Source organism: uncultured Altibacter sp. (assembly GCF_963972995.1).
Lineage (GTDB): Bacteria > Bacteroidota > Bacteroidia > Flavobacteriales > Flavobacteriaceae > Altibacter.
Genome location: NZ_CAXAXI010000003.1, coordinates 131,026 through 154,255 on the forward strand (window position 1 = coordinate 131,026; position 23,230 = coordinate 154,255).

Genomic DNA, 23,230 nt, shown 5'->3' on the forward strand with positions numbered 1-23,230 from the left:
TCTGAATTAATTGTTTGGAAGAATTACCTTATCCACCACATGCACGATCCCGTTTCCGGCAGGAACGCTCGCAATGATCTTGGCGCCTCCCACATACACATCGCCACCCTTCACTTCAACAGGAACATTCTCATTACTTGCTTGTCCTAACGATTTGAACTTTTTCAAAAATTCCTTATCGTAATTTCCTGGTGTAACATGATGTTTCAAGATATAGGCCAATTTCTCCTTGTTCTCTGGCTTTAACAGGTCCTCAACGGTGCCCGCAGGCAGCGCTTCAAAAGCTTCGTTCGTGGGTGCAAAGACCATTAACGGACCGGCATTTACAAGTGCATTTTCCAATTCGGCTGCTTGTACTGCCGCAACCAAGGTTGAATGGTCCTTAGACCCAATTGCAATGTGAAGTACCGTGGGCTTCCCTTCATCATCTTTTAAAAAGGCTTGCCCTTGTCGTTCGGAATCTGCAACTTCTTCTGTTGCTGCCGGTGAGGCGGCGGCCGGTGAATCATTTTTGGTCTCAGACTTACAGTTGGTAAAAAAAACTAAGATTGAAACCAGTACGAGTTTACTTATTGTTTTCATGGGTTTCGTTTTTATGCCAAAAGCACTTCAAAGTACGTCTTGGCTGGTTGATTGGTTGGTGATATATGCTTCTTTACTGAATTATTGATCCAAGGTTCTAAAATACTCCAGAATGCTTCGTGCTTCTGCTTCGGTCAAGCTCTGGTTGGCCATTGGAGATCCGTTATAATCTATAAGCAATTGCTTTGCGATTGGGTCCTTCTGTACCATTTCTTCAGGGTTCAAGATCATGTTCATGATCCATTCCGGACTACGTCTTTTTGTGACCCCATCGGGAGCTGGTCCGATGAATTTTTTTCCTACCTTGTGGCAAGCCGTACATTTTGTTTTAAACAATTCTTGACCTTGAGACGCTAAGCCCTGATCGATCGTTTCGGGTAATTCTAAATTCTTGATAGGTCCTACCCCTTTACTGGAAAGATCGATCGTAGCGGTTGTGGCCGGAGTCTTTTCCACAGCCTTGGTAGTTTCTTCTTTTTTATAACTTCCAATTTTTACTTGTTCCTTTTCCTTTTTTTCATCGCCTCCTCCACAGCTTAGCAATGTGAAGACAAAAAGAACCGACAGCGATTTAAATAGATATTTCATGGTACATTTGATTAAATATTACGGGTCAAAAGTAGCGGTGAAAACCAATTTAAAATATGATATTTATCATAAAAGGATTGTTTTCTCTTTTTATAATGTATATTTGATTCCGGTTATCCTTAACGATACGATGTCATGCTGTTACATTCTTCAAAATATGCGGTAAAAGCCTTGGTCTATTTGGTGGCAAATGCTTCGGAAGAAAAAAAATTGTTGGTCAAAGATATTGCCGAAGCAACCGAGGTTCCACAGGCGTTCCTGTCAAAACTGTTTCAGCAACTTGCGGCAAAGAACCTAATTTCATCTACCAAAGGGAGGCATGGGGGTTTTTACCTGACCGATGCGCAATTACAGCATTCGGTTTTAGACATTATTATCGAATTGGAAGGTAAGGACCGGCTCCAAGAATGTGCTTTAAATTTAGAGAACTGCGATGCGCAAAATCCATGTGCCATTCATGAACTTATTGTTGAGGAGAAATCTGCACTTCGCGAACGTTTTAAGAACATTACCTTAGCGCATTTAAAAGCATAAGGAAATGCTTTTTGTAATATGACCGAAATCATACCTATGTACGCACCTTCTTACTATTTTTGAGAAAATATAGTAGCATGAAACATATTCTTCTTCCTACCGATTTTTCAGAAAACGCCATGAATGCCATCACATACGCAATGAAATTCTTTGCCGGAATGGAAATGCACTTCTATGTGTTGAACGTTCAGAAAACATCCGATTTCACCTTAAGTGAGGTAATGAGCGGATCGCCGACAGATTCGATTTACAATGGTGTTCTTCAAGACAATAAGAAAGCAATTAAGGAAGTAATCGATTACCTCCAAAAAACATACAAAGAGGAACGCTATACCTTTAAACCCCTGCTGGATTACGACGTTTTTTGCGATGCCGTGAACCAAGCGGTGGTGACATACAATATCGATCTTATTATTATGGGAACCAATGGTGCCACCAATGCCAAAGAAGTTGTCTTTGGCAGCAATACACTACAGGTAATTCGCAAAGTAGACTGTACCGTACTTACGGTTCCGGAAGCGTATCGGTTCACGCCGATAAAATCGGTTTTACTATCTCTTAACTACCAGTCCTTTCCTATGTCGCAGGTTCCCTTATTAAAAGAGGTGCTGTCATTACACAAAGCAAACTTAAAAGTCTTGGACATTAAAGAATCGGAAGCTGCAATAACTGCCAAAGATACTACTGCCAATTTGGAGCGATTGCAGAAGATGCTCAATTACCAGTTATTTCGTGTAAAGGATATTCCTGAAGCCATGGCCATTAAAGCCTTTGAACAATTAATGCCCGTCGAACTGCATACCGTCATCGTGGAAGAACAGCATTTTTTAGATAGATTGCTTTTTGGGTCGGGGGCTTCAAAAATAAGTTATGAAAGTCCGGTACCCTTATTGATCATCCATTGCTAACAATATCAATTGGCAACCAACAGCATTTGTTGCTGTGCCATTTCCTTCATAAGAATTCGGGCGTAATCTGCCACGGCACGCCCTGCTCGTTGCGGATCTATTACATCTATCATTCCTTTCCATAACAACTCTCGTTCTTTCCCGGGGCATATACAAAAGAGTGAGGTTTCGGTATGGTAAACCTTGTACGAAGAAGGTTGCTGTGCTTCCGAATAGATTTGCTGATTCTCGTAATAGTATTCTCTAAAAGAGCCTATTTCGTTCCTAAATGCGTTGATCGATCCTACTAGCGTAGTTCGGTCTTCGGAACCTGTGACCTTTGATATTAAAACAGCATCAAATCCGGCTTGCAGCAGTTGGTTCTCGATGGCATTGAGTTCGGCTTCGGTCTTTTCGGCATTCGTAAAAGAAGTATCGAAAAAGTCGACGCTTTTCACGGCGATCACGCCTTCTTTCTCCAAACGAGACACCAGCTCATCCTCGAACATCCTTCTGGAATCAATATTTGCCGTCATCCCTATCACCAATACTTTATTCGCTTCAAAAACGGGGGTGTCGGGACTTTTCCATTGGTTCACCAATCTACTGGAGGCGCATCCGCTAAGAAGCCCTAATAGTATTCCAAAAAAAACATAGTGTAGTCGCATTGTCTTTTGTTTGATAGGGTTAAAAAAATTTTTGATCATAGGTGCTACAGGTATCTTGTACCAAGTTCCCTAAATACGCATTAAAAGTAGCGTAATTGGTCTTCCTTACATATGATATCCCTCAGCTTCCCAAAGAATTTTGTTAGATATAGATTTCTTTGATGTCGTATAACTTCGGAACGGAAACCCTCCACGCATACGTATCCTTCAGTTTTACACGCAATGCATGCTGTGCCGAAGGTTCTCCATGAATAAGAAAGGTTTCTTCAGGTATGTTCTTTATGTTGCTTGTCCAGTTTAACAGCCCTTGCTGATCTGCATGCGCCGAAAGACTTTCTATATGATCCACTGTTGCCTTGACCTCGTAATACTTTCCGAAGAACTTTATTTCATGCGTTTCTTCCAGCAACTGCCGTCCGCGGGTTCCTTCAGCTTGGTACCCCACCAATAATACTGTAGTATTCGTTTTATCTATCAACTGCTTCAGATAGGTCAAAACCCTTCCGCCGGTGACCATGCCGCTACCTGCTATCACCACTTTGGGCTGCGGATTATCTATGGTTTCCCATGTTTCTTTATAGGAGGTGATGATATTCATTCGGCTGTTCATGGCGTTGAAATCTTTCATAGGAAGTTTGTGCCAATCCGGAAATTTCTGAAACACAGATAATACATTGTTGCCCATGGGGCTATCTATAAATATTGGGATATTCGGTATTCGGTTTTTGTCGTACAATTTCCAAAGCAGAAACATCAACGTCTGTAATCGTTCAACCGCAAAGGAAGGAATGATCAAATTGCCGCGATTGTGTATGGTCCTGTTGATGAGTTCCACTAATTTTTCTGAAACACTTTCGGTGGGGTGTAATTTGTGTCCATAGGTGCTTTCCATAAAAAGATAGTCTGCCCATTGGGGTCTTTTCGGGGGAAAAAGGAGCAGATCGTTCTCTCTTCCCACATCACCGGAAAAGACGAAGATCTTTCCGAAGAGATCCAATTCGATAAAGGTCGCACCAATGATATGACCGTTATATTGGAATCTGTATTGTATGTTTTCTGAAAGTCGGTTCCAGCTATCCTTTTCCTCTTTCTGAAAGAATCCAAGGGTGACTTCGGCATCCTCGACAGTATAGAATGGCTCTGCAGGAGAATGCTTAGAATAGCCTTCTTCGTTGGCTTTTTCGGCTTCCTCTTCATGGATCTTGGCACTGTCTAATAAAATAATCTTTGCAATTTCCAGCGTGGGTGCTGTACCTACGATCTTACCTCGAAATCCTTGCTTTACCAATCGTGGCAAATAGCCCGTATGATCTAAGTGACCATGTGTGAGCAGCACCACATCTATTTTTGAAACATCCACAGGCAAATATTCCCAGTTTTTTTCGCGCAATTCCTTCAGTCCTTGGAACATCCCACAATCAATAAGAATAGTCTGCTCGGGGGTTTCCAACAGAAATTTAGACCCCGTAACGGTTCCTGCTGCCCCTAAAAAATGCACCTTGATTTTTTTCATGATGTACCTTTACAAAGCGAGGATATCTCTGCAAGAATTTTGACTTTCCTACCGTTGGAAATCCCCAAATGATCTAAGTAGAACGCATCATTGACCAACTCCCTGCAAAGTACCACATCCCGGCTCAGTAGAAACTGCTTTTCTCTAGAGGACAATAATGTAGAAACAGTAATTGGATATAAGCCCAAACGGTCAATACGTTCCTTTAAACTATGACCCTTCGGATAATCCCAGCTTAACAATACCAAGCCTGCACAGGTACCGTATTCGATCGCATCTGCTGTAAACCGTGTGTTGGTCACCACCCATCCTTCGTTAGGCGTGATCTTAGGATTCTTGAGCTCCATACCATACGCTTCAATATCTTTAAAACGAGAATGGATATAAAGCGGCACTTTCACATTGCAATTGCGCCCTTCATCACTGTGGAATTTACATTCGGCTACGATATGTTGACCGTTCTTAAGAGCGACAACATCCACTTCATGATCTACACAACGTCCCTGTAGTATTTGCCCTGTTCGCGTAGCATATCCTGAATAGAACAACAGTGCTGCAATAAATTTCTCGAATGGAAATCCTGTGGGGCCCAGTTCGTAGATCGCTTTCTTTAATTTGTATTTGGAGGCATATACCGATTTCTTTTTCTTTAGCAATGCGAAAGCCCTATTATAGATCTCTTTGGTAGAAATACCTTGGTAGAGTTCGTCACGAACAATATCGACAATCTCCTGTACGGCTTTATCATCGGCGCCGCTACGATGTAAGGAATGTTTTAGTTTTTCCACAGAGAATCGCACTACCTCCCCGGAAGACTTGACCACATCAAATTTTTGATGGGATTCTTTCATCTAGGGTTAATTACGAAAATCATGGAGTGCGAGGACCGGTACTTTGGAGTACAATCCTAATTTTTTTACCAAAGGGTTTGAAAAAACACTTCCGAAGAAAAGGTGCTTTTTATTAATAAAGGCGATCATCCCGCTCTTTCGTTCTTCAACAAATTGAAGAAGCCCTTCTTGAATGTCTATATTTTCCAACCAGTGAAAGCTAAACTGCGTACCATCCAAACAGTCTTCCAACAGTTCTTTATTGTGTTGCTGTGCCTCGCTAAGTTTTTCTTTTTTCTGAACGTGTAGAATTCGTATAGGCGCATTGGTGATCCTAGAAATTTCGAACAGGTGCTGCATTTCGCGCTTTTTGTAATGCGTTTTATAACTGGTGGGAAAAACGATCTCATTTGGATCTTGATATATTACATTACCCGGGACTGCCAATACAGGGCAATTACGTATCTTTTCCATGGCATTTATGGTATTACTGCCAAAGAGCACATCGGTCGCATCGGTTTGACCTTTGGTTCCCATAACCACGAGTTCGATATCGTATTTTTCTATAGTCTGCTTTAGCGCTTTTAGAGGTAAAAGATCTAATGCTAACGTACTGTAGTTATGTCGCGGATGGATGGTTCGTATTTCTAAATGTTGTAAGGTCTTTTGAAGTTCCTTTTCGGCTTTTTCATTTGCGATCTTAGAGCGGGAATCCCCATAGGCATGTACCAGATAGAATTCTACTTCTTCCCTTTTATAGAGATCGGCAGCATAGGCGATGGCGTTCCATGCGTTCTTGGAGAAATCTGTAGGGATCAAAACTTTCTTTTTCATCGTTGAAAACTTTAAATTTTTTTTGGGATTGTATCGCTCCTACTGTTTTTAATATTGGACAATGGATCTCCTCCCAAAATGGAATTTACTAATTCAAAGATATGCTTTTCAGCCTCCTCGTAATATGATTATAATCATATCCAATAGGATAGGACTGATCAAGTTATAAATCCGTTCTCACACTTACAAGTAGAACAGATTTCTACACGCAACAGTCTCCTCCCGTTTCTTGAACCCCAAACTTTTTGAGAATTTTTTCCATCAAACACCATCTGGTAAACGATGATTGTAGCAAGTTGACACCTACAAAACCTGTGAACCACAACCAGCTTATATTTACATAAACAGCCAACAAAAGGCTGATCAAAATAAAAGTTCCGGCAATAGCTCTAATATATCTGTTGATCATACTAATTATTTTAATGTTAGAATTCCTCTCTTTATTTGTTTCGCTTATCTTTAAATACTCCGTTCTATAGGAACAACCACTGCATGGATCGGGTTGTTAGTTTCCATCATTGTATTGAATTGCACCACTAAGTTGAAAAACGAATCAATATTCTTATCTTCGGTGAAGGAGAAGAACATACTGCTGTCTGCGCCTCCTTTTTCAGAAGGAAACCAACTGGAGTTTAGCATAAAGGAAGATGCGTTCTTATAGCCTTCAATGTCAGAACCGCTGAAGCTCTCAATATTTGCTTTTTTGAAAAGTTGCAACACGTCTTTCTGAAATTCGTCTACAGTGGTTACGATCAATAATTTCATCCGTTTATAGTTTTAATTATTTATTCTTATTACTCACTACTATTTATTGTTTTTCCGTTCTATCATATAATAAACCAGCGGTACAACAAGCAGCGTGAGTATTGTGGAAACTATGGTTCCGCCCATCAATGAAATGGCGAGCCCTTGGAAAATCGGGTCAAAAAGTATTACGAAAGCACCAATAACAACAGTTCCCGCCGTCAACAAGATGGGGGTTGTTCGTACAGCACCCGCCTCAATAACGGCTTGTTTTAACGGAATTCCTTCAGCAGTTCGCAGATTCACAAAATCAATCAACAGCACCGAGTTTCGCACCATAATACCTGCCAAAGCGATCATTCCGATAAATGATGTAGCTGTGAAAAACGCACCCATAATCCAATGACCGAGTACAATTCCTATTAACGATAAGGGAATGGCAACCATCATGACCACAGGAGCCTTAAAATTTTGGAACCAACCCACGATCAACATGTAAATGAGAATGATTACACCTAAAAAAGCAATTCCCAGATCACGGAATACTTCCAGCGTAATCTGCCACTCGCCATCCCACTTCACGGTAAAATCGTCTGCATGTTCTGGCTGTTGCAAGTACAGTTCATTCATTTTGTAACCCGTGGGCAACTCAATTTCATTAAGCTTATCGGTCATTCCCAAAATGGCGTACACCGGGCTTTCGAGTTCGCCTGCCATATCGGCCAGCGCATAGACTACTCGCTTTTGGTTTTTGCGATAAATACTCTTGGCCCGGATGCTTTGTCGGATATCGACCAAATCGCCTACCGAAATCATATGTCCTTGTTTTGAGGCAATCTTCAACTGGGAAATATCCTGAATGGTGGATTTTTCCTTTTCATCCAAAGCAAGCAGTATTCCCACTTGATCGGTAGCTGTTTCATCATAGAGTTGGGTTGCTGGCCTATCCGAAAGGGCTATATTCATCATATTGACAATCTGCTGCGGCGTCACGCCGTAACGCATCGCCTTCTCCTTGTCAATAATGAACTCGTACTCTTTTTGATCGGCTTCTACCATCCAGTCCACGTCAACCACATCCTGAGTTTCGTTGAGAATGTTTTGTATCTTTTCGGCCACTGCAATTTGCTGGTCGTAATCAGGTCCGTAGATTTCTGCCACAATGGTGGATAAGACAGGTGGCCCAGGCGGTACTTCCACTATTTTTACGTTGGCACCAAACTTATTTCCGATTTCCTGAATATGTGGCCGAAGTTCTTTCGCAATGTCGTGGCTTTGATCGCTACGATCTTCCTTTCCAACTAAATTCACTTGGATATCGGCCATGTTACTCCCTCCTCGAAGGTCGTAATGACGCACCAAACCGTTAAAGGTTATGGGTGCCGAGGTACCCACATAATTTTGGTAATTCACTACCAAAGGATGCGTTGAAAGGTACTGCCCAATTTCACGGGCAACCACCGCTGTTCTTTCCAAGGTGGTTCCTTCGGGCATATCGATCACTACTTGCATTTCATTCTTATTGTCGAAAGGAAGCATTTTCACGGCAACTGATTTTGTAAAGAATAACATGACAGAACCCAAAAGCATAACAACGGTAATTCCCAAAAACAGCCAACGCGTCTTCTTGTTTTCGATCAAAGGGGTTTCCAGTTTTGAGTAAACTCTATAAATGAAGGTGTTTTCCACCGGTTTTTCTTCTTTTGGACCTTTCCCATTCCCACCTCGGCGGACAGGTTTCTCTTTCTGTCTTAGGAAAATATACCCTAAATAAGGCGTAACCGTTAAAGCCACAAACAACGACAGTATCATCGCAATGGAGGCTCCAATAGGCATTGGCGACATATAAGGCCCCATTAGTCCGGAAACGAACGCCATGGGTAACACTGAAGCAATTACCGTAAACGTTGCCAAAATAGTTGGGTTTCCTACTTCATTTATTGCATAAATGGCCGCCTGCTTAAAAGGCAAGCGTTTCATTTTGAAATGCCGGTGCATATTTTCGGCTATGATAATGGAGTCGTCCACCACGATTCCCGTGACAAAGACCAAGGCAAAAAGTGTAATTCTATTAAGCGTATAATCGAGCAGATAATAACTCAAAAGTGTCAGCGCAAAGGTGATGGGTACCGAAAGGAATACGACCAATCCACCGCGCCAGCCCATTGCTAACATTACAATTAGAGTAACGGCCAAGATGGCTCCTAATAGGTGCATTAATAATTCTGAAACCTTTTGGGAAGCGGTTTCCCCGTAATTTCTGGTAATTTCTACACGAACATCATCCGGAATTAAATTGCTTCGCAAATGTTCAACCTTATCGATTATCACATCGGCAATCTGCATGGCATCGGCTCCTTTTCTTTTTGCAACAGAAATGGTCACGGCAGGATATTCCGAAAGGTGTTTTAAGGCATTTTCACCTGCGCCACCAAAGCCAAAGGAAACATAATGTCTAGGTATTTCCGGTCCATCAACAATACTTGCAACCTGTTTAAGATAGATAGGCTGATCCTGCTGCACACCCACCACCAAATTCTCAACATCGGCAGCACTTTTTAGGAAATTCCCGGTGGTGACCAAAAACTCTGTATCATTCTTATCAAAACTGCCTGAACTCATTTGCTGGTTGTTTGCTTTTAACATTTCGGCAACGCCCAAAAAGTCGAGACCGCTTGCAGCCAATTTGTCCTTGTCTAATATTACCCGCAATTGTCTGTTTCTACCTCCAATTTTCTGAGTGGCTGAAACCTGTTTTACTTCTTCAATTTCTTGGGTGAGTTCATCGGCAATCTGCTTCAGTTGAAAATCATCATACGTTTCGCTCCAAAGCGTTATTCCCAGCATAGGCACATCATCAATGGCACGAGGTTTCACAAGTGGCATGGTTACGCCCGGAGGTATTTGGTCCATATGTTTGTTCATCTCATTATATAGCTTGACGAACGAACGTTCAATATCTTCGCCTACATAAAACTGCACGATTACTAGCGCTCCTTCCTTTGAGGAGGTGGAATACACATACTCAACTCCCGGGATGTTGGAAACTAATTTCTCCAAAGGTTTTACTACCCTCGATTCTACTTCGGTTGGAGAGGCACCCGGGTAACCAACAAAGATATCGGCCATGGCGACATCAATCTGCGGTTCTTCTTCGCGGGGTATCAAAAACGAGCTCCAGACACCTACGACCATAAATACGATCATCAACAGTACTGTAAGCTTTGAACCTATAAATAATTTAGCAATCTTGCCAGCTAATCCGTCTTTCATTCTTATTCTTTAGGGGTTATTTTCGCTCCGTTGAAAAGCTTTCCATGCTGTCCGGCAGGCAGGCCTTCGGCAGCAATAATATAGTTTTCATCTGCGGAAAGGCCCGAAAGCACCTCCACATTCTCTCCAAAAGTCCGGCCTAGGCGCAACCAACGCAGTAAGGCGGTATTGCTCTGACTTACAGTATAAATCCCTGTCAATTGTCCGCGTTTTACTAAAGCGTCCTCCGGGACCATAATTAAGCTCGTTTCCGTCTTCGCTTCTAAGGGAAATTGTACCGTAGCATACATACCCGAAAGAATTGTTGCATCAGTTCTGTCCAAAACCACTGTTACAAGATATTGGCCACCCGTGTTTTTAGCGGAACTACTAACTTCGGTAACCGTGCCGTGAAGTATTCTATCTAAAGACTTCACGTGCACTTGTACTACTGCTCCCGACTTTATTTTTGAAATTTCACCTTCGGGTACTGAAGCGGTAACTTCAAAAGTACCCGGACCCTCCACCGAAAGCAAAGGCTCTCCCGGGTTCGCCATATCACCTACTTCAATAAAATGGTTGGTCACTACGCCGTTGAAAGGCGACCGCAGATTTACATAGGCAAACTGCGATTGTATTTCATTTTTGATTTGCTTTGTCCCTTCTAGTCGGGCTTTTGCCATTTCATACCGTGCACGTTGGTCGTCGAGTTCCTTTTGGCTCGCACTGTTATCGTCAAAGAGGTTTTGAAATCGATGGTAATCTTTTTCAGCATTGTTAAAAGCCGCTTGTGCTTCGGCAATGCCGGCACTGGTCTGCGCTTGTTTTGCCGAAAGATCGGCATTGTTTATACTAATTAACAACTGTCCCTTTGTAACTTTATCCCCAACATTCACGTGAACCTTATCCACAAAACCCATCATTCGGGTGCTGAGGGTGGCGCTATTTGCGGCTTCTATTTTTCCGCTGGCCGTTAAGAAAGGGGTGTTGTTTTTTGCAGTTACTGAACGCACCGTCACCGGAATCGCTGCTGAATTGTCAATATTTTTTTCTTCGGAAGAATTGCCGCAACTGCTAAAGCCAAGAATTCCTAAAAGAAGTATGCCGGTATAAATTTGTTTCATTTTTTATGTTTTTTTAAATCTTGTTGATTTCGGTTTCTTTAGTTTTTTGTTAAGAATTGTAAATACGCTAAGGCGTAATTATGCTGAAAAACGATATTGAAATACTCCAATTGTTTCTGTGAATATTGCGTTTCTGCCATTAACAAATCAGTTGTTTTTTCTAGCCCTTCCTTAAATCGGTTGGTTCGGATTCGCAGGGCTTCTTTTGATTGCTCCAATGCCAGTTCAGTCAACTTTAAACTGTTCTGCGCATCTAGGAACATACGTCTCGCCTTGTTTAGTTCCATTTGGCTTTCAGCCCTGTATTGTTCCAACGCCAGATTTGCCTTGTTAAATTCGGCCTTACTTTTTTCAATCTTTCCAAAGCGTTTTGAACCTTCAAAAAGATTCCAAGTTAAAGCTGCGCCAAACAAATAACCGTTCGCGTCTGCCTGAAAAATCTGATCGTCATATAGTTCGTAGCTTCCAAAGGCATTCAGCCTAGGGAGAAACGTCATCTTATCGGCTTTGTAGTTTTGTTTATAAGCTTCCGCTGCAAATTCCATCGCCTGTATATCGGCTCTGGAATTCGAAATGGTTTCGGCGGTATTCAATTCCGAAACAACCCTTAACGAATCGATTGGATCTAAAACTCCAAAAATCTCTTCATTCATAAGCACCCCAAGATATTCCGAAGCGTTTAATACGTTACTCTTAGCGTATTGCAATTGATTCTCAACTTCAGAAACACGCACTTGCACGGCCAGAACATCACTTTGATGTAGATATCCTTGTTTAAACCTGTTATTTGCCAATCGCAGATTCTCGTTAGCAGCTTCCAAGGCTATTTCCAACACAGCTACACTTTTATAAGCTAACTGTAGTTGCATATAGGCCTTTTCGGTTTCCAACCAGAGATAATCGGCGGTTCGCGCCAACTGCATTCGAGTGGCCTCCCAGCTTGCTTTTGCCGCTTTTCGCTGAAATATACCGTCAATATTTATAAGAGGCTGTTGCATTTCAACCTTTGTTGCGAACAGATTTATTTGGGAAGGATCATTTAGGTTGTTTGGATCAAAATCGGCTTGGGTGACTAATTCTTGGTTTAGTCTAAAACCGAACGCCATTAAAGGGTTGGTTGTTGTCATTCCACTGTGCGAAGCATTGATCGTTGGAAGAAACACCGCGTTGGTTTGGCGGTAATCTCCCTTAGCGGCAAGTACTTGCTGTGCTCCTATCTTCAATTCATTATTTTGCTGCATCACCTTTTCCATCACTTCTGCCTTGGAAATGGGTACCGCTTGCTGTGCGGAAATTATCGCGGGTAGCAAAGCAATGAGTACACCTATATTTTTAATTCTCATTTTAAAATTTAATTTGATGCAAACCTACGGTAGATATATAGGTGGGTCAGTAACTAATGTTACCAAAGATTCTTATGGTGAAAAAAAAAAGCACCCACTTTGGGGTGCATAATACAATGAATGTCGAGGTCTTTATGACGCGAACTCTATCATTTGAAATCTTTTACATCATCGCTAAGGTCATAAACAGCCGCATTTTTTATTGCTCTTTGAAGAATACTGGTTCCGGCAGCACTGCGATAGCCTCCGGCACAATGCACCACTATAGGTTTATCCGTGGGTATTTCATCTACTTGATCGCGCAATCGGTGCAGTGGAATCGGCAGTGCGTGTTCGAATAATTTTCCTTCGGAAACTTCACTCTCATTCCGAACGTCTATGATCGTGTAGTCTTTGGGATTTTCTTTGAATGCTTCCAAATGGAACGAAGGTGACGCTTCTAATTTGACATCGCCGAGAGTAAGTACCGTTTTAATATTAGTCTCATATCCGATCTTGGCGGCTCGGTTCAGTATATTCTCAACATTTTCTATGGAATCAACGACCAAGTGGAATTTCTCGTTTGGTCGTACGATCGATCCTAACCAAGTTTCAAACTTTGATGCTTTAGACGTAGCCATAATATTAAGACTGCCAGGAAGGTGCTTCTCTTTAAAGGTTTCCTCATCCCGAATGTCAATAATCAATGATTCTTCTTTTACTTCTGTTACATTTAGCTTGCATTCAATGTTGCCTAAAGCAGCGCGCATATTGACAGCACCATTTTTATTAACATCCACATTGTACCCAAAGTAGTGTGGAATGAAAGGTTGCGAATCCAGCAAATGGTTTATAAACTGTTCTTGTGTTTGTTTTTTGAAGGCCCAATTCCCAACGCGTTCGTTACCCAATGTACTAGACGAGGCGTCCTCGCTCATCCCTTTTCCACAGAGGGAACCAGCGCCATGTGCCGGATATACATAAGCGTTGTCCGGTAAATTGGTAAATTTATTCTGAATGGTTTCATACATCATTTTTGCCAATTCTTCGCGTTTGGCTTTCATGTGACCGGATTTTTCACGAAGATCAGGTCGTCCCACATCACCCACGAATAAAGTATCTCCCGTAAAAAGTGCTGTTTTATTCGCTTCCGAAGCAACGATAGTGATACTGTCCGGAGAGTGACCCGGTGTATTGATGGCTTTAAATGTACAATTCCCAATCATCACTTCATCAGTTTCATCAAAAGGCACATGGGGGTAATCGGCACCCGTTTTTTTACTACAATAGAGGGTAGCACCCGTTTCTTTATGGATTTGAAGATGTGAACTTACAAAATCGGCATGCGGATGAGTTTCAAAAACAGCAACAATCTGCGCGTTGTTATCTTCTGCGTATTTATAATACTGTATAGGATTTCTCTCAGGATCTACCAACACCATTTTTCCTTCGCTTACAATAGCATATGAAAAGTGTGAAAGTGGCTCATATTCAAATTGTTTGATCTTCATAGAATTATTTATTTTTTTGAATTTACTAAACTTAGCATTAAAAGAAAAAGAGAAGGTCTTATTCTAACAAAACTTTAAAATTATTTTTTCTACTAAAGTGCAAAAACGACTTTGATCTTTACTAATTACGGTTGTGAACTATGTAAAAAGAAAGATTAGAATTCGCTTTTCCTGTAACAATTGTTTCACTTACCCTACGATTCTTTGTGCACTTTAGCTACCTGTTTATTAAACATTTATTTCGGCAGGAACCACCAGAAAAGGAATGTTTGTATGATACGCAACTTGATTGATCACGGGCTTGAAAAGCATATTCTCGAAAAAAGAATGCTTGTTATGGACCATCACGAGTAGATTGATCTTTTGTTTTCTCTGAAACTGCTCGATCGCTCCCAAAACGTCGGTATTTTCAGCAATATGAAAAAGGTGTGCATTATCTTTAAAATAGTGATCCAAGAAATCCTTGATATCTTCCTGTTCCTCTGTTAAGGGCTCGCCGTAGTAAGCATTCAAAATATTGAGTCGGGCCACATGGTTCTTACAAATTTCTTTGATCAAAGCAAGATAAGGATTCGTTTTACTCACCGTGTAATCGGTAGGAAAAAGAATTTCTTTGGGAGCCTCATAATGAAATCCTGAAGGTACTGCCAACACGGGGCACTTCACCTTTTTAATCGTGTATGTGGTGTGAGTTCCTAGAAATACCTCCTTGGCTCCGGTGGCTCCTTGTGTACCCATCACGATCATGTCGATATCTTGCGTTTCGGTTAGATCGATCATTTCCATAACGAGCAAGTTAAAACTGGCGATGCGTTCAAAGCTGTGTTTTGGATTGTTAAATTCTTGTGTTAAAGTCTTCTCCATGCGCTCCAGGCCTTTCTCTGAATTCCCCCGTACGATCTCCTGGAGTCGTAAAGCCGAATAACTATCTGCCATCATTCCCACATTGTAGGCGGCAGGCGTAAAGGTATTGAGCAAATAAAAGGTACAGGTTTCGTTCGCGAAGAATTGCAGGGCGTATCTTGAAGCGTTCAGGGCATTTTCGGAAAAATCGGTAGGCAACAGGATCTTTTTCATGGCTGCGGATTTACATTAATTTCGTGGTAAATTTTGTAGGACTAAAAAGGGTATTTGGATCTGTAAACCAATCTCTTCCACCTTGGAAGTATGTAATACATGCTCTAAATACGAATGACGTGAATTGGTCATTACCAACATATCAATCTTATGGTCTTTAATAAAGGTGTGTATCCTACTCGGAATATCTTTGCCTTCTTGTTGATGAAATTGTGTTTTATTGTCTGAAAGAAAACAGGACAGCAGGAATTTATTATCCTGTTGCCTAAATGAAAGGGAGCTAAACGGTGATATGTACAGAAAATGAACGGTTGCAACAAACTTTTTGGCGATAGTGCTTACTAATTTCAGTTCACGTCGTTGGCAGGGTAACATATAATCTGTGGTATAGAGTATATGTTTGGGATGTACGTCGTGAAATCTTGAGGGAATTGCCAAAACCGGACATTTCACATACTTTATAACCTGAAGGGTATTACTCCCAAAAGTGATCTCCCGTTGGTCTGTTGCACCCTTGGTTCCCATCACAAGCACATCGGCATTTTCGGAGTCAACAAGGTCGTTCGATACATCTACCAGACTCCCAAAGACCGAACGGAAATTGTACTCATGTCGTGGATTGGGAGATATACTAAGCATTTCCTTTAGAATAGCTTGTAGTTCTCTGTCCGAGCGTTCTTGCACCTTTTCTCTAAATGCTTCAAAGAGTTCACGAGACATTTCCAAGGTATTCTCATAGACCTCATCTGCATACGCATGAAAGATGATAAATTCGCTTCGCTCGTATTTGAACAATTCTAACGCATAGCGTATCGCATTCATGGCATTTTCAGAAAAATCGGTGGATATGAGTACTTTTCGCATGGTAAAAGATTACATGTTGATAGTCTCAAATATACACTGAACGTCTTGGAAAAAGAATGATAATTATCAGCTAACCTATTGATTTTTAGCGAAACCTTAAGATAAATTCTCTAGTACAAATGGTATCTTGTAACCAAAAAATGAAACTTAGTGCTATGGCATGGGTGGCCATTTCCACCCTTATTCTACTTACGGTCGTCGTCTTTGTTTCGATGGACATGCCGTTTGGCTGGGTCTTCTATCTTACCACGCTTGGCCAAGCCATATTGGTATATACCGTTTACCGTGTTTTGACAGATGACTACAGTACCGAGAAGACTTTTGAGGATTTTTACGAAGACCATCCTATTGGCAGGAACGACTAGCATTATTCGTGCAAGACCAAGAAAGGTATCTTAGTATGGTAACTTATCTTTTCTACTGTGGGCCGAAATAGTATGCGTTGGAAGAAATTCAAATTTTTCGCCACCATGGCGATCATATCGGTATCATTCTTTGCCACGAAACTCTCTATGGCGTTGTCAATATTTAAATCTGTGATATAATAGAAGTGATGTGGTTTATTTTCAAAGTGTTCCTGCAAAAAATTTCTGTTCTTTTGCTGAAGGGAACTCAATTCATGTACTTTCTTAGAAACATACAATACTCGTAAGGCTGCTTCTTTTACCCGAAGTATTTCGGAAAGGGTCTTTAAAATCCGGGACTTATAATACATGTTGAAATCGGTTGGGAAAAGAATGTTTTTTGGCGGTGTATACCTTGCCTGCTCCGGAATTACAAGTACAGGGCATTTCACCCGGGTGATGACCTCGCCCGTATGACTGCCAATGGTAGAGGCATTCAATTGAGAGGCTCCTTTAGTTCCCATAACGATATAGTCGATCTTCTTCTCATCCACATGTTTGCGGATGGCTTCCACAAAATGTATATATTCATGGATCGCATAAAAATGGTGCCTTGTATTGGCAGTGAGCTTTTGTACTTTTCTAAGTTCGGCGGTTAAGGTTTCAGAAGGGTCGTAGATTACTTTTTGATCTGTAACTGTTTCAGAATATTTGTAAAAACATTCTTCTTCGTTCAATTCTTCCACCAACGAGACATGCAGCAGAAAAAAATTGGCAGGGGTATCTTCGAAGAAGGACAGCGCATACCGTATTGCATTCTGAGCATTTTTTGAAAAATCTGTTGGGATAAGAATATTCTTCATCTCACTACTTTGTAACAAGACAAAAGTATCGGGAACGGGTCAGCTAAAGAATGACAATAATCAGTTTTGCAAAAAAACTATTCGATGGTCTCGAGACGGTCAAGATCGAGGATTCTAATGTTACGTCCTTCAATCTCTATGAGCCCCTCTTTTTTAAAACCGGACAAGGTTCTAATAAGGCTTTCGGTGGCGATCCCTGCCACACTTGCGAGATCATTCCGTGAAATTTTAATGGTGTCTTCAGATTTCTTATTCAATACAGCGGCAAATTGAAGAATGGTCTGTGCTGTTTTTTTCCGAACGGAACTATAGGCCATTTGCAGCAGTTGTTGTTTAATTTCTGAAAGATTATCGGTGAGCACATTCATTAACTCTAAGGATACATTCTTGCTTTTGCCCAACACTTCTTTTAATTCCATTTTAGAGATCGCAGCCAGTTCGGTATCTTCAACGGCTGTTGCCGACTCCTGATAGGGGAAGTTTTCTTCAAAAGAAGTAAACCCTAAGAAGTCATCTGCTTTGTGTAAAGCGGTAGTTAACTCCTTCCCGCTTTCATCCATTTTATGACTTTTCACGACGCCTTTTAGAATGAGAAAGATATTATTCGAGTGGTCGCCTACGCTGTAGACAGGGTCTCCTTTTTTCACTTCGATGATCGTTCCATTATCGTCGAAGAAATTTTTTAGCTCGTGCAAATTGCGTACACTATCCTCTTCGCGGGCGTCGATGGCGGACTGTTGTGCCTCTTTTGCCATTGCCGATAGAATACTCGATTTGGCCAAGCGGCTTTCTATAGCACTTAAAAGTTCATCTTCATCAAAAGGTTTTGTAAGGTAGTCATCGGCCCCCAGGTCCATTCCTTTTCTAATTTCCTTATGCTCGGTTTTGGCGGAAAGAAAGATAAAAGGGATCTGGCGTGTGTTCGGGTCGCTGGCGAGTGCCTGCAGCACCCCATACCCGTCCACCTCGGGCATCATGATATCGCATACAATAATATCCGGCTTTTCCTTCTTTGCCTGCTCAATACCGGCAGCCCCATTAGGAGCGGTTAGCACCCTGTAATGTGAAAGTTCCAGTAGCTCTGCCGTATTCTCTCGAAGGGCCATATCGTCTTCTATAATAAGTATGGTTTTCATGCTGCTTCTAATTATGCGTAATAGGAAGAACCACGGTAAAGGAACTTCCTTTATTTTCCTTACTGCTAAACATTATGGTACCTCCTAAGTTCTCCAAATGACTCTTTACAATGTTAAGACCAATTCCGGTGCCTTGATCCAAAAGGGCATTCTCCGCCCTAAAGTACCTGTTAAATATAAACTTTTGTTCTTTTTCGGGGATGCCCATGCCTTCATCAGTTATCATAATTGATAAATTGTCTTTGTTCAATGCTACCTGCACGTCGATCACCGTATGCTCCGGAGAATACTTGATCGCATTATTGATCAAATTCGTTAAGATGAGCTCAAGGATCTTCTCGTCGAACTCGATCACGATGTCATCAATGTTGTGAGGATAATTGATCCTCTGTCCGTCCTTGAGCAACATGTTAGCATCATAGATCACCTCGTTGATCACCTTACTCAATGGGAACTCACTAAACTTGTAAGTAGCTTTTCCTGTTTCAATACGCTCTATGGACAGGAAATCATCCAAGATGTTATTGAGGTACTTCACTTTACTTTGAATGGTCTTTAAGTGCTTTTCCCGCTTCTCTTGTTGTTCGGTCTGGGTATATTTACGTGCCAAAGTAGCAGAAGTGAGGATACCGCTTAAGGGTGTTTTAAACTCGTGTGAGACCAACGAAAGGAATTTTGTCTTTAGCTCGTTCAATTCACGTTCTTTTTGGAGCGATTCTTTCATCTTGTTCTCGGCCTCTTTTCGCTTAATGACCTCATCTTTAAGCTCCATGATCGTACTGTGAAGTTCCTTGGTACGTAAATCGATCCTTTGCTCCAAACTTTCATTAAGGGTGCGTATCTCTTTCTCTTGTTGTTTCCGTATGGAAATATCACTCACCAAAGCCATTACGTACGTACGCTCATTGATCTCAAAAGGGTTGAGACCGGCTTCCACGGGAAAGATACTGCCATCTTTGCGCAGTCCATACAGATCGCGTCCATGACCCATTTGCCGCGTGTCACTATTCTCTACGAAAGCTTCAAAATGACCCTCATGCTTTTTGTGGTATTCCTTCGGAATAAGAAGATTTAAGTGTTGCCCGAGGAGTTCGTCCCCCTCGTACCCAAACATAGCGTTGGCAGCCCCGTTTGAAGCAACCACTTCCTGACGGGCATTCACGATAATGATTCCTTCAGAAATAGCTTCAGAAAGAAGTTTGAAAATGGTATCTTTTTTTTCTTCAAAAACCTTCATTCCCCCAAAAGTAATCATTTTAATAGAGTTTTTGGAACTGATTTTTATCATAAAACAAACCGGTAGAATTCGTTATTTTTATCTCATATTTTAAAACACTGAAATTATGGACACTACACATCCGGCCCAATTGAAATTCTACCAAAAAATAGGAAAACTATTCTATGCTGTAGCTGCTGCCGACAAGGTAGTACGCAAAGCCGAATACGATATGCTTTTAGATATCGTTTCGTCTCACTGGATGAATGTGGACGAAGTGGAGGATGAATTTCACAGCGATGCGGCATTCCAGATTGAGATCGTCTTTGGATGGCTGGATTACAACAATGCAGCCGCCGATGATTGTTTTGAAGAGTTTCGTGAATTCAAGAAAGAACACGAACATCTTTTTGACGACAAACGAAAGAAACTGATCTGGAAGACGGCCCAAGCCATCGCCGATGCTTTTGCCGGCACCAACAAATCGGAATTGGTACTCTTGTCCAAATTAAAATTAACCCTCAATTCTTAAAATACTAAACATGCATATTCTAAGAGCAGTATTGGCCGTAACACTTGTAATAATCACCTACGGTTGTAAAAATGACACTAATAAAAAAGAAGGTGTCCCCTTTATGGAAGACGCCACAGATCCCGTGGAAGACTCCCTTGTAAGATCATTGGAAGACTCCGATCTGAAAAAACAGCAGACCATACAAATCAAGCGAGAGGAACTCATACAAAAGGCGGATGAACGATCTGAACTTGAAGAACTGGTGGTTGCAAAGTCTTTCTTTAAAGAGGAGGATATGTATGTGCTGGATTTTAAATATCCGTATCTTAATGAATCTCTCAAGCCTTCCTACAATAATTTTAACGAATATCTCCAAAAATACTATATCGATATTAAAGGGGTGGAAGCGCAGATCCTGGAGGACAAGGAACTGTATTGCGACACGCTTCGCACCAATAGATACCGGGAAAAGCGCAAAGTAGACTATAAGATCTATTCCATTAATGAAAAGCTCATTAGCGTACTCTTCTACAAGGAAAATCACTACGCCGGCGCCATGCATCCTTCCTACACTTTCGATTGTCTTAATTTCGATCTGGTTCGTTCGGTGTTTATGAATTACGAAGATTTCTTTATCGATGGCTCGGAAGAAGAATTACGCACGATCCTAAATGAATTATTGAATGAGAAGATCGCTTCCGGAGAGTTCTTCTACGATTGTTGGGAGATCTCTGAAGACGATTTCTTTGAGTACAAAAATAACTTTGTTGTCAACGACGATATGGTAGAATTCTATTTCGACGACTGTGTGATATGCCCCTCCTATACGGGAACGTATTCCATTGAGATACCCTTGACTAAGTTGCTTCCGGTGCTTCGAAAGTATAAGAACAACCCACTGTTGGGCTAAATATTTCTTCGGAATGAAGTATCTTTCTATAGCATAAAATAATACATATGAAACAAAACTTTAATGCCATAATAGATTCTGAAACACCTGTGTTGGTCGATTTCCATGCCGATTGGTGCGGACCCTGTAAAATGCTCGCTCCCATCCTAAAGCAAGTTAAGGACGAATTGGGAGATGCTATCAAGATCGTAAAGATTGATGTGGATAAAAATCAAGCGGCTGCAGCTAAATTTAATGTTCGAGGTGTGCCCACGCTCTTGCTGTTTAAGAACGGACAACAGCAATGGCGCCAATCGGGGGTCTTGCAGAAGGATGCCATTATCGCAGCGATAAATGCGCACAATTAATGGAACTACGGCAGTATATCGATCACACTTTGCTCGCTCCTACCGCCACACCCGAAAACGTGTTGCAGCTTTGCGAAGAAGCAAAACAATATCATTTCTATGCGGTGTGCGTGAACAGTTGTTATGTTTCTCTTGCGAGCAACGCACTGTTAGACACCCCTATAAAAGTAGCAGCTACTGTTGGATTTCCCTTAGGTGCAGCCTCAAGCAAATCAAAACGAAGTGAAGCAGAGCAGGCCATCAAAGATGGGGCACATGAAATCGATATGGTCTTGAATATCGGTCTTCTAAAATCACAACAATACAAAAATGTTCACGAAGAGATTACCGCCATCAAAGAGGTCATTGGGAACGCTGTTCTCAAGGTCATTATAGAAACTTGTTTTCTTACCGATGAAGAAAAACGCATTGCTTGTTCTATAGCCGCTAAAGCCGGTGCCCAGTACGTAAAGACCTCCACGGGATTTGGCACCGGCGGTGCGACCTTAGATGATGTGGCACTCATGGTGGAAGAAGTAGGCCCCTCGGTAAAAGTAAAAGCTTCTGGGGGTATAAAAGATGTAAAAACAGCCCGTAAGTTTATCGCATTAGGGGCGAGCCGTATTGGCACGTCATCGGGTATCGCTATTGTTTCAGAAACATAAGAGAAAAATGAGTATACATATTGAAGCTAAGAAAGGACAGATCGCCGAATCGGTCTTGCTACCGGGTGATCCCATGCGCGCCAAATGGATCGCTGAAACATTTTTGGAAGATGCCGTATGCTATAATGACGTTCGGGGAATGCTGGGATATACGGGAACCTATCGCGGAAAAAGGATCTCGGTGCAGGGAACGGGAATGGGCATCCCTTCGGCCCTTATCTATTGCCATGAACTTATAAACGACTATGGTGTAAAAAACCTAATTCGCGTAGGTAGCGCCGGCTCGTACCAGCCCGATATTAAATTAAGGGATATCGTTATTGCCATGGCGGCCTCCTCTACGTCAGGGATCAATAATTCTCGTTTTATCAATGCCGATTATTCACCAACGGCCGATTTCGACCTATTTATGAAGGCAGCCAAATATGCCGATTCACAGGGTATTCCCATAAAAGCGGGTAACGTGCTTTCGGCAGATGAATTCTACGACGATGACTTCGATTCGTATAAGAAATGGGCCGATTTTGGTGTGTTGTGTGTGGAAATGGAAGCAGCCGGACTCTATACCATTGCAGCCAAATTCAAGGTGAAGGCACTGGCTATCCTAACCATTTCAGATTCTTTGGTATCTAAAAAAGAAATTTCGGCCGAAGACAGAGAATCTACCTTTAGCACGATGATCGAGATAGCGCTCCATACCGTACCATAAAAAAAGAGGCTCCATTGCTGAAACCTCTTAATAAAACATAGTGTGCGTAAGAATACTGAGCTCCTCCTGATATACCAAGATGAATTGCAATTAGAATTTTGTTAGAAGCAGACGAGGGTGTAATGTCTATACTCATTCCAGTAACGTCTACTAAAGAAGAACTGGTTGTAGAAAATGAATCAGTTTTAAATGTTTGTTTTACTTGAAGAATTTTACC

At 41.6% G+C, this 23,230-nt stretch carries 25 protein-coding genes; 8 read left to right on the forward strand and 17 right to left on the reverse strand.

The features are described 5' to 3' along the window. Window positions 1–6: 6 nt before the first annotated feature. Both AACZ11_RS02360 and AACZ11_RS02365 read right to left on the reverse strand, forming a co-directional pair. Window positions 7–582: a fasciclin domain-containing protein gene (locus AACZ11_RS02360; protein WP_290627750.1), complete on the reverse strand. Its 576-nt coding sequence runs from the start codon at window positions 580–582 to the stop codon at window positions 7–9. A gap of 81 nt (window positions 583–663) precedes the next feature. After that, window positions 664–1,170 (reverse strand): cytochrome c, encoded by a 507-nt coding sequence (locus AACZ11_RS02365; protein ID WP_290627753.1) that lies wholly within the window; start codon window positions 1,168–1,170, stop codon window positions 664–666. 135 nt (window positions 1,171–1,305) lie between these two features. On the opposite strand from AACZ11_RS02365, the gene AACZ11_RS02370 reads away from it, so the two are divergent. Together AACZ11_RS02370 and AACZ11_RS02375 are read left to right on the forward strand one after the other, a co-directional pair. Continuing rightward, window positions 1,306–1,704, forward strand: a complete 399-nt coding sequence (locus AACZ11_RS02370; protein WP_290627755.1) for an Rrf2 family transcriptional regulator — start codon at window positions 1,306–1,308, stop codon at window positions 1,702–1,704. A 77-nt stretch (window positions 1,705–1,781) separates the two neighbouring features. Further along, on the forward strand, window positions 1,782–2,612 hold the full coding sequence (locus tag AACZ11_RS02375) for a universal stress protein (protein WP_290627757.1): 831 nt from the start codon (window positions 1,782–1,784) through the stop codon (window positions 2,610–2,612). A 5-nt stretch (window positions 2,613–2,617) separates the two neighbouring features. On the opposite strand, the gene AACZ11_RS02380 is transcribed toward AACZ11_RS02375, so the two are convergent. The 12 genes from AACZ11_RS02380 to AACZ11_RS02435 form a co-directional block, all read right to left on the reverse strand. Continuing rightward, entirely contained in the window at window positions 2,618–3,259 is a 642-nt protein-coding gene (locus AACZ11_RS02380) for a hypothetical protein (RefSeq protein ID WP_290627759.1), read from the reverse strand. A gap of 142 nt (window positions 3,260–3,401) precedes the next feature. Then, window positions 3,402–4,772 carry an MBL fold metallo-hydrolase gene (locus AACZ11_RS02385; protein WP_290627761.1) on the reverse strand — a complete coding sequence of 457 codons (1,371 nt, stop codon included), beginning with the start codon at window positions 4,770–4,772 and terminating at the stop codon, window positions 3,402–3,404. Then, window positions 4,769–5,623 carry an ATP cone domain-containing protein gene (locus AACZ11_RS02390; RefSeq protein WP_290627763.1) on the reverse strand — a complete coding sequence of 285 codons (855 nt, stop codon included), beginning with the start codon at window positions 5,621–5,623 and terminating at the stop codon, window positions 4,769–4,771. Before AACZ11_RS02390 ends, AACZ11_RS02385 begins: the two co-directional genes overlap by 4 nt. Window positions 5,624–5,629: 6 nt before the next feature. After that, window positions 5,630–6,436: a universal stress protein gene (locus tag AACZ11_RS02395; RefSeq protein ID WP_290627765.1), complete on the reverse strand. Its 807-nt coding sequence runs from the start codon at window positions 6,434–6,436 to the stop codon at window positions 5,630–5,632. A 202-nt stretch (window positions 6,437–6,638) separates the two neighbouring features. Next, entirely contained in the window at window positions 6,639–6,845 is a 207-nt protein-coding gene (locus AACZ11_RS02400; RefSeq protein ID WP_290627767.1) for a DUF2892 domain-containing protein, read from the reverse strand. 50 nt (window positions 6,846–6,895) lie between these two features. After that, complete coding sequence (locus tag AACZ11_RS02405; protein ID WP_290627770.1) at window positions 6,896–7,201, reverse strand: hypothetical protein; 306 nt, start codon at window positions 7,199–7,201, stop codon at window positions 6,896–6,898. Window positions 7,202–7,240: 39 nt separating this feature from the next. Then, complete coding sequence (locus AACZ11_RS02410) at window positions 7,241–10,453, reverse strand: efflux RND transporter permease subunit (protein WP_290627772.1); 3,213 nt, start codon at window positions 10,451–10,453, stop codon at window positions 7,241–7,243. A 2-nt stretch (window positions 10,454–10,455) separates the two neighbouring features. Then, entirely contained in the window at window positions 10,456–11,556 is a 1,101-nt protein-coding gene (locus AACZ11_RS02415; protein WP_290627774.1) for an efflux RND transporter periplasmic adaptor subunit, read from the reverse strand. 38 nt (window positions 11,557–11,594) lie between these two features. Further along, entirely contained in the window at window positions 11,595–12,899 is a 1,305-nt protein-coding gene (locus AACZ11_RS02420; RefSeq protein WP_290627776.1) for a TolC family protein, read from the reverse strand. Window positions 12,900–13,048: 149 nt separating this feature from the next. After that, window positions 13,049–14,389 carry an MBL fold metallo-hydrolase gene (locus tag AACZ11_RS02425; protein ID WP_290627778.1) on the reverse strand — a complete coding sequence of 447 codons (1,341 nt, stop codon included), beginning with the start codon at window positions 14,387–14,389 and terminating at the stop codon, window positions 13,049–13,051. A 228-nt stretch (window positions 14,390–14,617) separates the two neighbouring features. After that, a complete protein-coding gene (locus AACZ11_RS02430) occupies window positions 14,618–15,466 on the reverse strand; it encodes a universal stress protein (protein WP_290627780.1) in 849 nt (282 codons plus the stop codon). 15 nt (window positions 15,467–15,481) lie between these two features. Next, on the reverse strand, window positions 15,482–16,330 hold the full coding sequence (locus AACZ11_RS02435) for a universal stress protein (protein ID WP_290627782.1): 849 nt from the start codon (window positions 16,328–16,330) through the stop codon (window positions 15,482–15,484). A 140-nt stretch (window positions 16,331–16,470) separates the two neighbouring features. Between AACZ11_RS02435 and AACZ11_RS02440 the strand changes: the two genes are divergently transcribed. Next, window positions 16,471–16,695, forward strand: a complete 225-nt coding sequence (locus AACZ11_RS02440) for a hypothetical protein (RefSeq protein WP_290627784.1) — start codon at window positions 16,471–16,473, stop codon at window positions 16,693–16,695. 2 nt (window positions 16,696–16,697) lie between these two features. Here AACZ11_RS02440 and AACZ11_RS02445 read toward each other — a convergent pair whose 3' ends face one another. The 3 genes from AACZ11_RS02445 to AACZ11_RS02455 all read right to left on the reverse strand — a co-directional run bounded on the left by AACZ11_RS02445 (window position 16,698) and on the right by AACZ11_RS02455 (window position 19,928). Next, on the reverse strand, window positions 16,698–17,537 hold the full coding sequence (locus AACZ11_RS02445) for a universal stress protein (protein WP_290627786.1): 840 nt from the start codon (window positions 17,535–17,537) through the stop codon (window positions 16,698–16,700). Between the two features lie 77 nt (window positions 17,538–17,614). After that, window positions 17,615–18,673 (reverse strand): response regulator, encoded by a 1,059-nt coding sequence (locus AACZ11_RS02450; RefSeq protein ID WP_290627788.1) that lies wholly within the window; start codon window positions 18,671–18,673, stop codon window positions 17,615–17,617. A gap of 7 nt (window positions 18,674–18,680) precedes the next feature. Continuing rightward, window positions 18,681–19,928 (reverse strand): PAS domain-containing sensor histidine kinase, encoded by a 1,248-nt coding sequence (locus AACZ11_RS02455; RefSeq protein ID WP_290627790.1) that lies wholly within the window; start codon window positions 19,926–19,928, stop codon window positions 18,681–18,683. Window positions 19,929–20,016: 88 nt separating this feature from the next. Here AACZ11_RS02455 and AACZ11_RS02460 point away from each other — a divergent pair, with 88 nt between their 5' ends. The 5 genes from AACZ11_RS02460 to deoD are packed head-to-tail and all read left to right on the forward strand — an operon-like array spanning window position 20,017 to window position 23,013. Further along, the gene (locus tag AACZ11_RS02460) at window positions 20,017–20,421 is read left to right on the forward strand and encodes a hypothetical protein (RefSeq protein ID WP_290627792.1); all 405 of its coding nucleotides are present in this window, start codon (window positions 20,017–20,019) and stop codon (window positions 20,419–20,421) included. 10 nt (window positions 20,422–20,431) lie between these two features. Next, the gene (locus AACZ11_RS02465; RefSeq protein ID WP_290627794.1) at window positions 20,432–21,313 is read left to right on the forward strand and encodes an RsiV family protein; all 882 of its coding nucleotides are present in this window, start codon (window positions 20,432–20,434) and stop codon (window positions 21,311–21,313) included. A 47-nt stretch (window positions 21,314–21,360) separates the two neighbouring features. Beyond that, window positions 21,361–21,660 carry a thioredoxin gene (gene trxA / locus AACZ11_RS02470; protein ID WP_290627796.1) on the forward strand — a complete coding sequence of 100 codons (300 nt, stop codon included), beginning with the start codon at window positions 21,361–21,363 and terminating at the stop codon, window positions 21,658–21,660. Then, window positions 21,660–22,304 carry a deoxyribose-phosphate aldolase gene (gene deoC, locus AACZ11_RS02475; RefSeq protein ID WP_290627806.1) on the forward strand — a complete coding sequence of 215 codons (645 nt, stop codon included), beginning with the start codon at window positions 21,660–21,662 and terminating at the stop codon, window positions 22,302–22,304. The genes trxA and deoC overlap by 1 nt, the downstream gene beginning before the upstream one ends. A 7-nt stretch (window positions 22,305–22,311) precedes the next feature. Next, entirely contained in the window at window positions 22,312–23,013 is a 702-nt protein-coding gene (gene deoD / locus AACZ11_RS02480; RefSeq protein WP_290627798.1) for a purine-nucleoside phosphorylase, read from the forward strand. Window positions 23,014–23,230: the final 217 nt, after the last annotated feature.

Excerpts from the sequence above, each read along its gene's own strand:
- AACZ11_RS02450 (WP_290627788.1), bottom strand. The coding sequence starts at position 18,673 with ATGAAAACCATACTTATTATAGAAGACGATATGGCCCTTCGAGAGAAT.
- AACZ11_RS02455 (WP_290627790.1), bottom strand. The coding sequence starts at position 19,928 with ATGATTACTTTTGGGGGAATGAAGGTTTTTGAAGAAAAAAAAGATACC.
- AACZ11_RS02460 (WP_290627792.1), top strand. The coding sequence starts at position 20,017 with ATGGACACTACACATCCGGCCCAATTGAAATTCTACCAAAAAATAGGA.
- AACZ11_RS02435 (WP_290627782.1), bottom strand. The coding sequence starts at position 16,330 with ATGCGAAAAGTACTCATATCCACCGATTTTTCTGAAAATGCCATGAAT.
- AACZ11_RS02365 (WP_290627753.1), bottom strand. The coding sequence starts at position 1,170 with ATGAAATATCTATTTAAATCGCTGTCGGTTCTTTTTGTCTTCACATTG.
- AACZ11_RS02415 (WP_290627774.1), bottom strand. The coding sequence starts at position 11,556 with ATGAAACAAATTTATACCGGCATACTTCTTTTAGGAATTCTTGGCTTT.
- AACZ11_RS02400 (WP_290627767.1), bottom strand. The coding sequence starts at position 6,845 with ATGATCAACAGATATATTAGAGCTATTGCCGGAACTTTTATTTTGATC.
- AACZ11_RS02380 (WP_290627759.1), bottom strand. The coding sequence starts at position 3,259 with ATGCGACTACACTATGTTTTTTTTGGAATACTATTAGGGCTTCTTAGC.
- AACZ11_RS02375 (WP_290627757.1), top strand. The coding sequence starts at position 1,782 with ATGAAACATATTCTTCTTCCTACCGATTTTTCAGAAAACGCCATGAAT.
- deoD (WP_290627798.1), top strand. The coding sequence starts at position 22,312 with ATGAGTATACATATTGAAGCTAAGAAAGGACAGATCGCCGAATCGGTC.
- AACZ11_RS02390 (WP_290627763.1), bottom strand. The coding sequence starts at position 5,623 with ATGAAAGAATCCCATCAAAAATTTGATGTGGTCAAGTCTTCCGGGGAG.
- AACZ11_RS02425 (WP_290627778.1), bottom strand. The coding sequence starts at position 14,389 with ATGAAGATCAAACAATTTGAATATGAGCCACTTTCACACTTTTCATAT.
- AACZ11_RS02395 (WP_290627765.1), bottom strand. The coding sequence starts at position 6,436 with ATGAAAAAGAAAGTTTTGATCCCTACAGATTTCTCCAAGAACGCATGG.
- AACZ11_RS02360 (WP_290627750.1), bottom strand. The coding sequence starts at position 582 with ATGAAAACAATAAGTAAACTCGTACTGGTTTCAATCTTAGTTTTTTTT.
- AACZ11_RS02445 (WP_290627786.1), bottom strand. The coding sequence starts at position 17,537 with ATGAAGAATATTCTTATCCCAACAGATTTTTCAAAAAATGCTCAGAAT.
- AACZ11_RS02385 (WP_290627761.1), bottom strand. The coding sequence starts at position 4,772 with ATGAAAAAAATCAAGGTGCATTTTTTAGGGGCAGCAGGAACCGTTACG.
- AACZ11_RS02405 (WP_290627770.1), bottom strand. The coding sequence starts at position 7,201 with ATGAAATTATTGATCGTAACCACTGTAGACGAATTTCAGAAAGACGTG.
- AACZ11_RS02440 (WP_290627784.1), top strand. The coding sequence starts at position 16,471 with ATGAAACTTAGTGCTATGGCATGGGTGGCCATTTCCACCCTTATTCTA.
- AACZ11_RS02430 (WP_290627780.1), bottom strand. The coding sequence starts at position 15,466 with ATGAAAAAGATCCTGTTGCCTACCGATTTTTCCGAAAATGCCCTGAAC.
- deoC (WP_290627806.1), top strand. The coding sequence starts at position 21,660 with ATGGAACTACGGCAGTATATCGATCACACTTTGCTCGCTCCTACCGCC.
- AACZ11_RS02465 (WP_290627794.1), top strand. The coding sequence starts at position 20,432 with ATGCATATTCTAAGAGCAGTATTGGCCGTAACACTTGTAATAATCACC.
- AACZ11_RS02420 (WP_290627776.1), bottom strand. The coding sequence starts at position 12,899 with ATGAGAATTAAAAATATAGGTGTACTCATTGCTTTGCTACCCGCGATA.
- AACZ11_RS02410 (WP_290627772.1), bottom strand. The coding sequence starts at position 10,453 with ATGAAAGACGGATTAGCTGGCAAGATTGCTAAATTATTTATAGGTTCA.
- trxA (WP_290627796.1), top strand. The coding sequence starts at position 21,361 with ATGAAACAAAACTTTAATGCCATAATAGATTCTGAAACACCTGTGTTG.
- AACZ11_RS02370 (WP_290627755.1), top strand. The coding sequence starts at position 1,306 with ATGCTGTTACATTCTTCAAAATATGCGGTAAAAGCCTTGGTCTATTTG.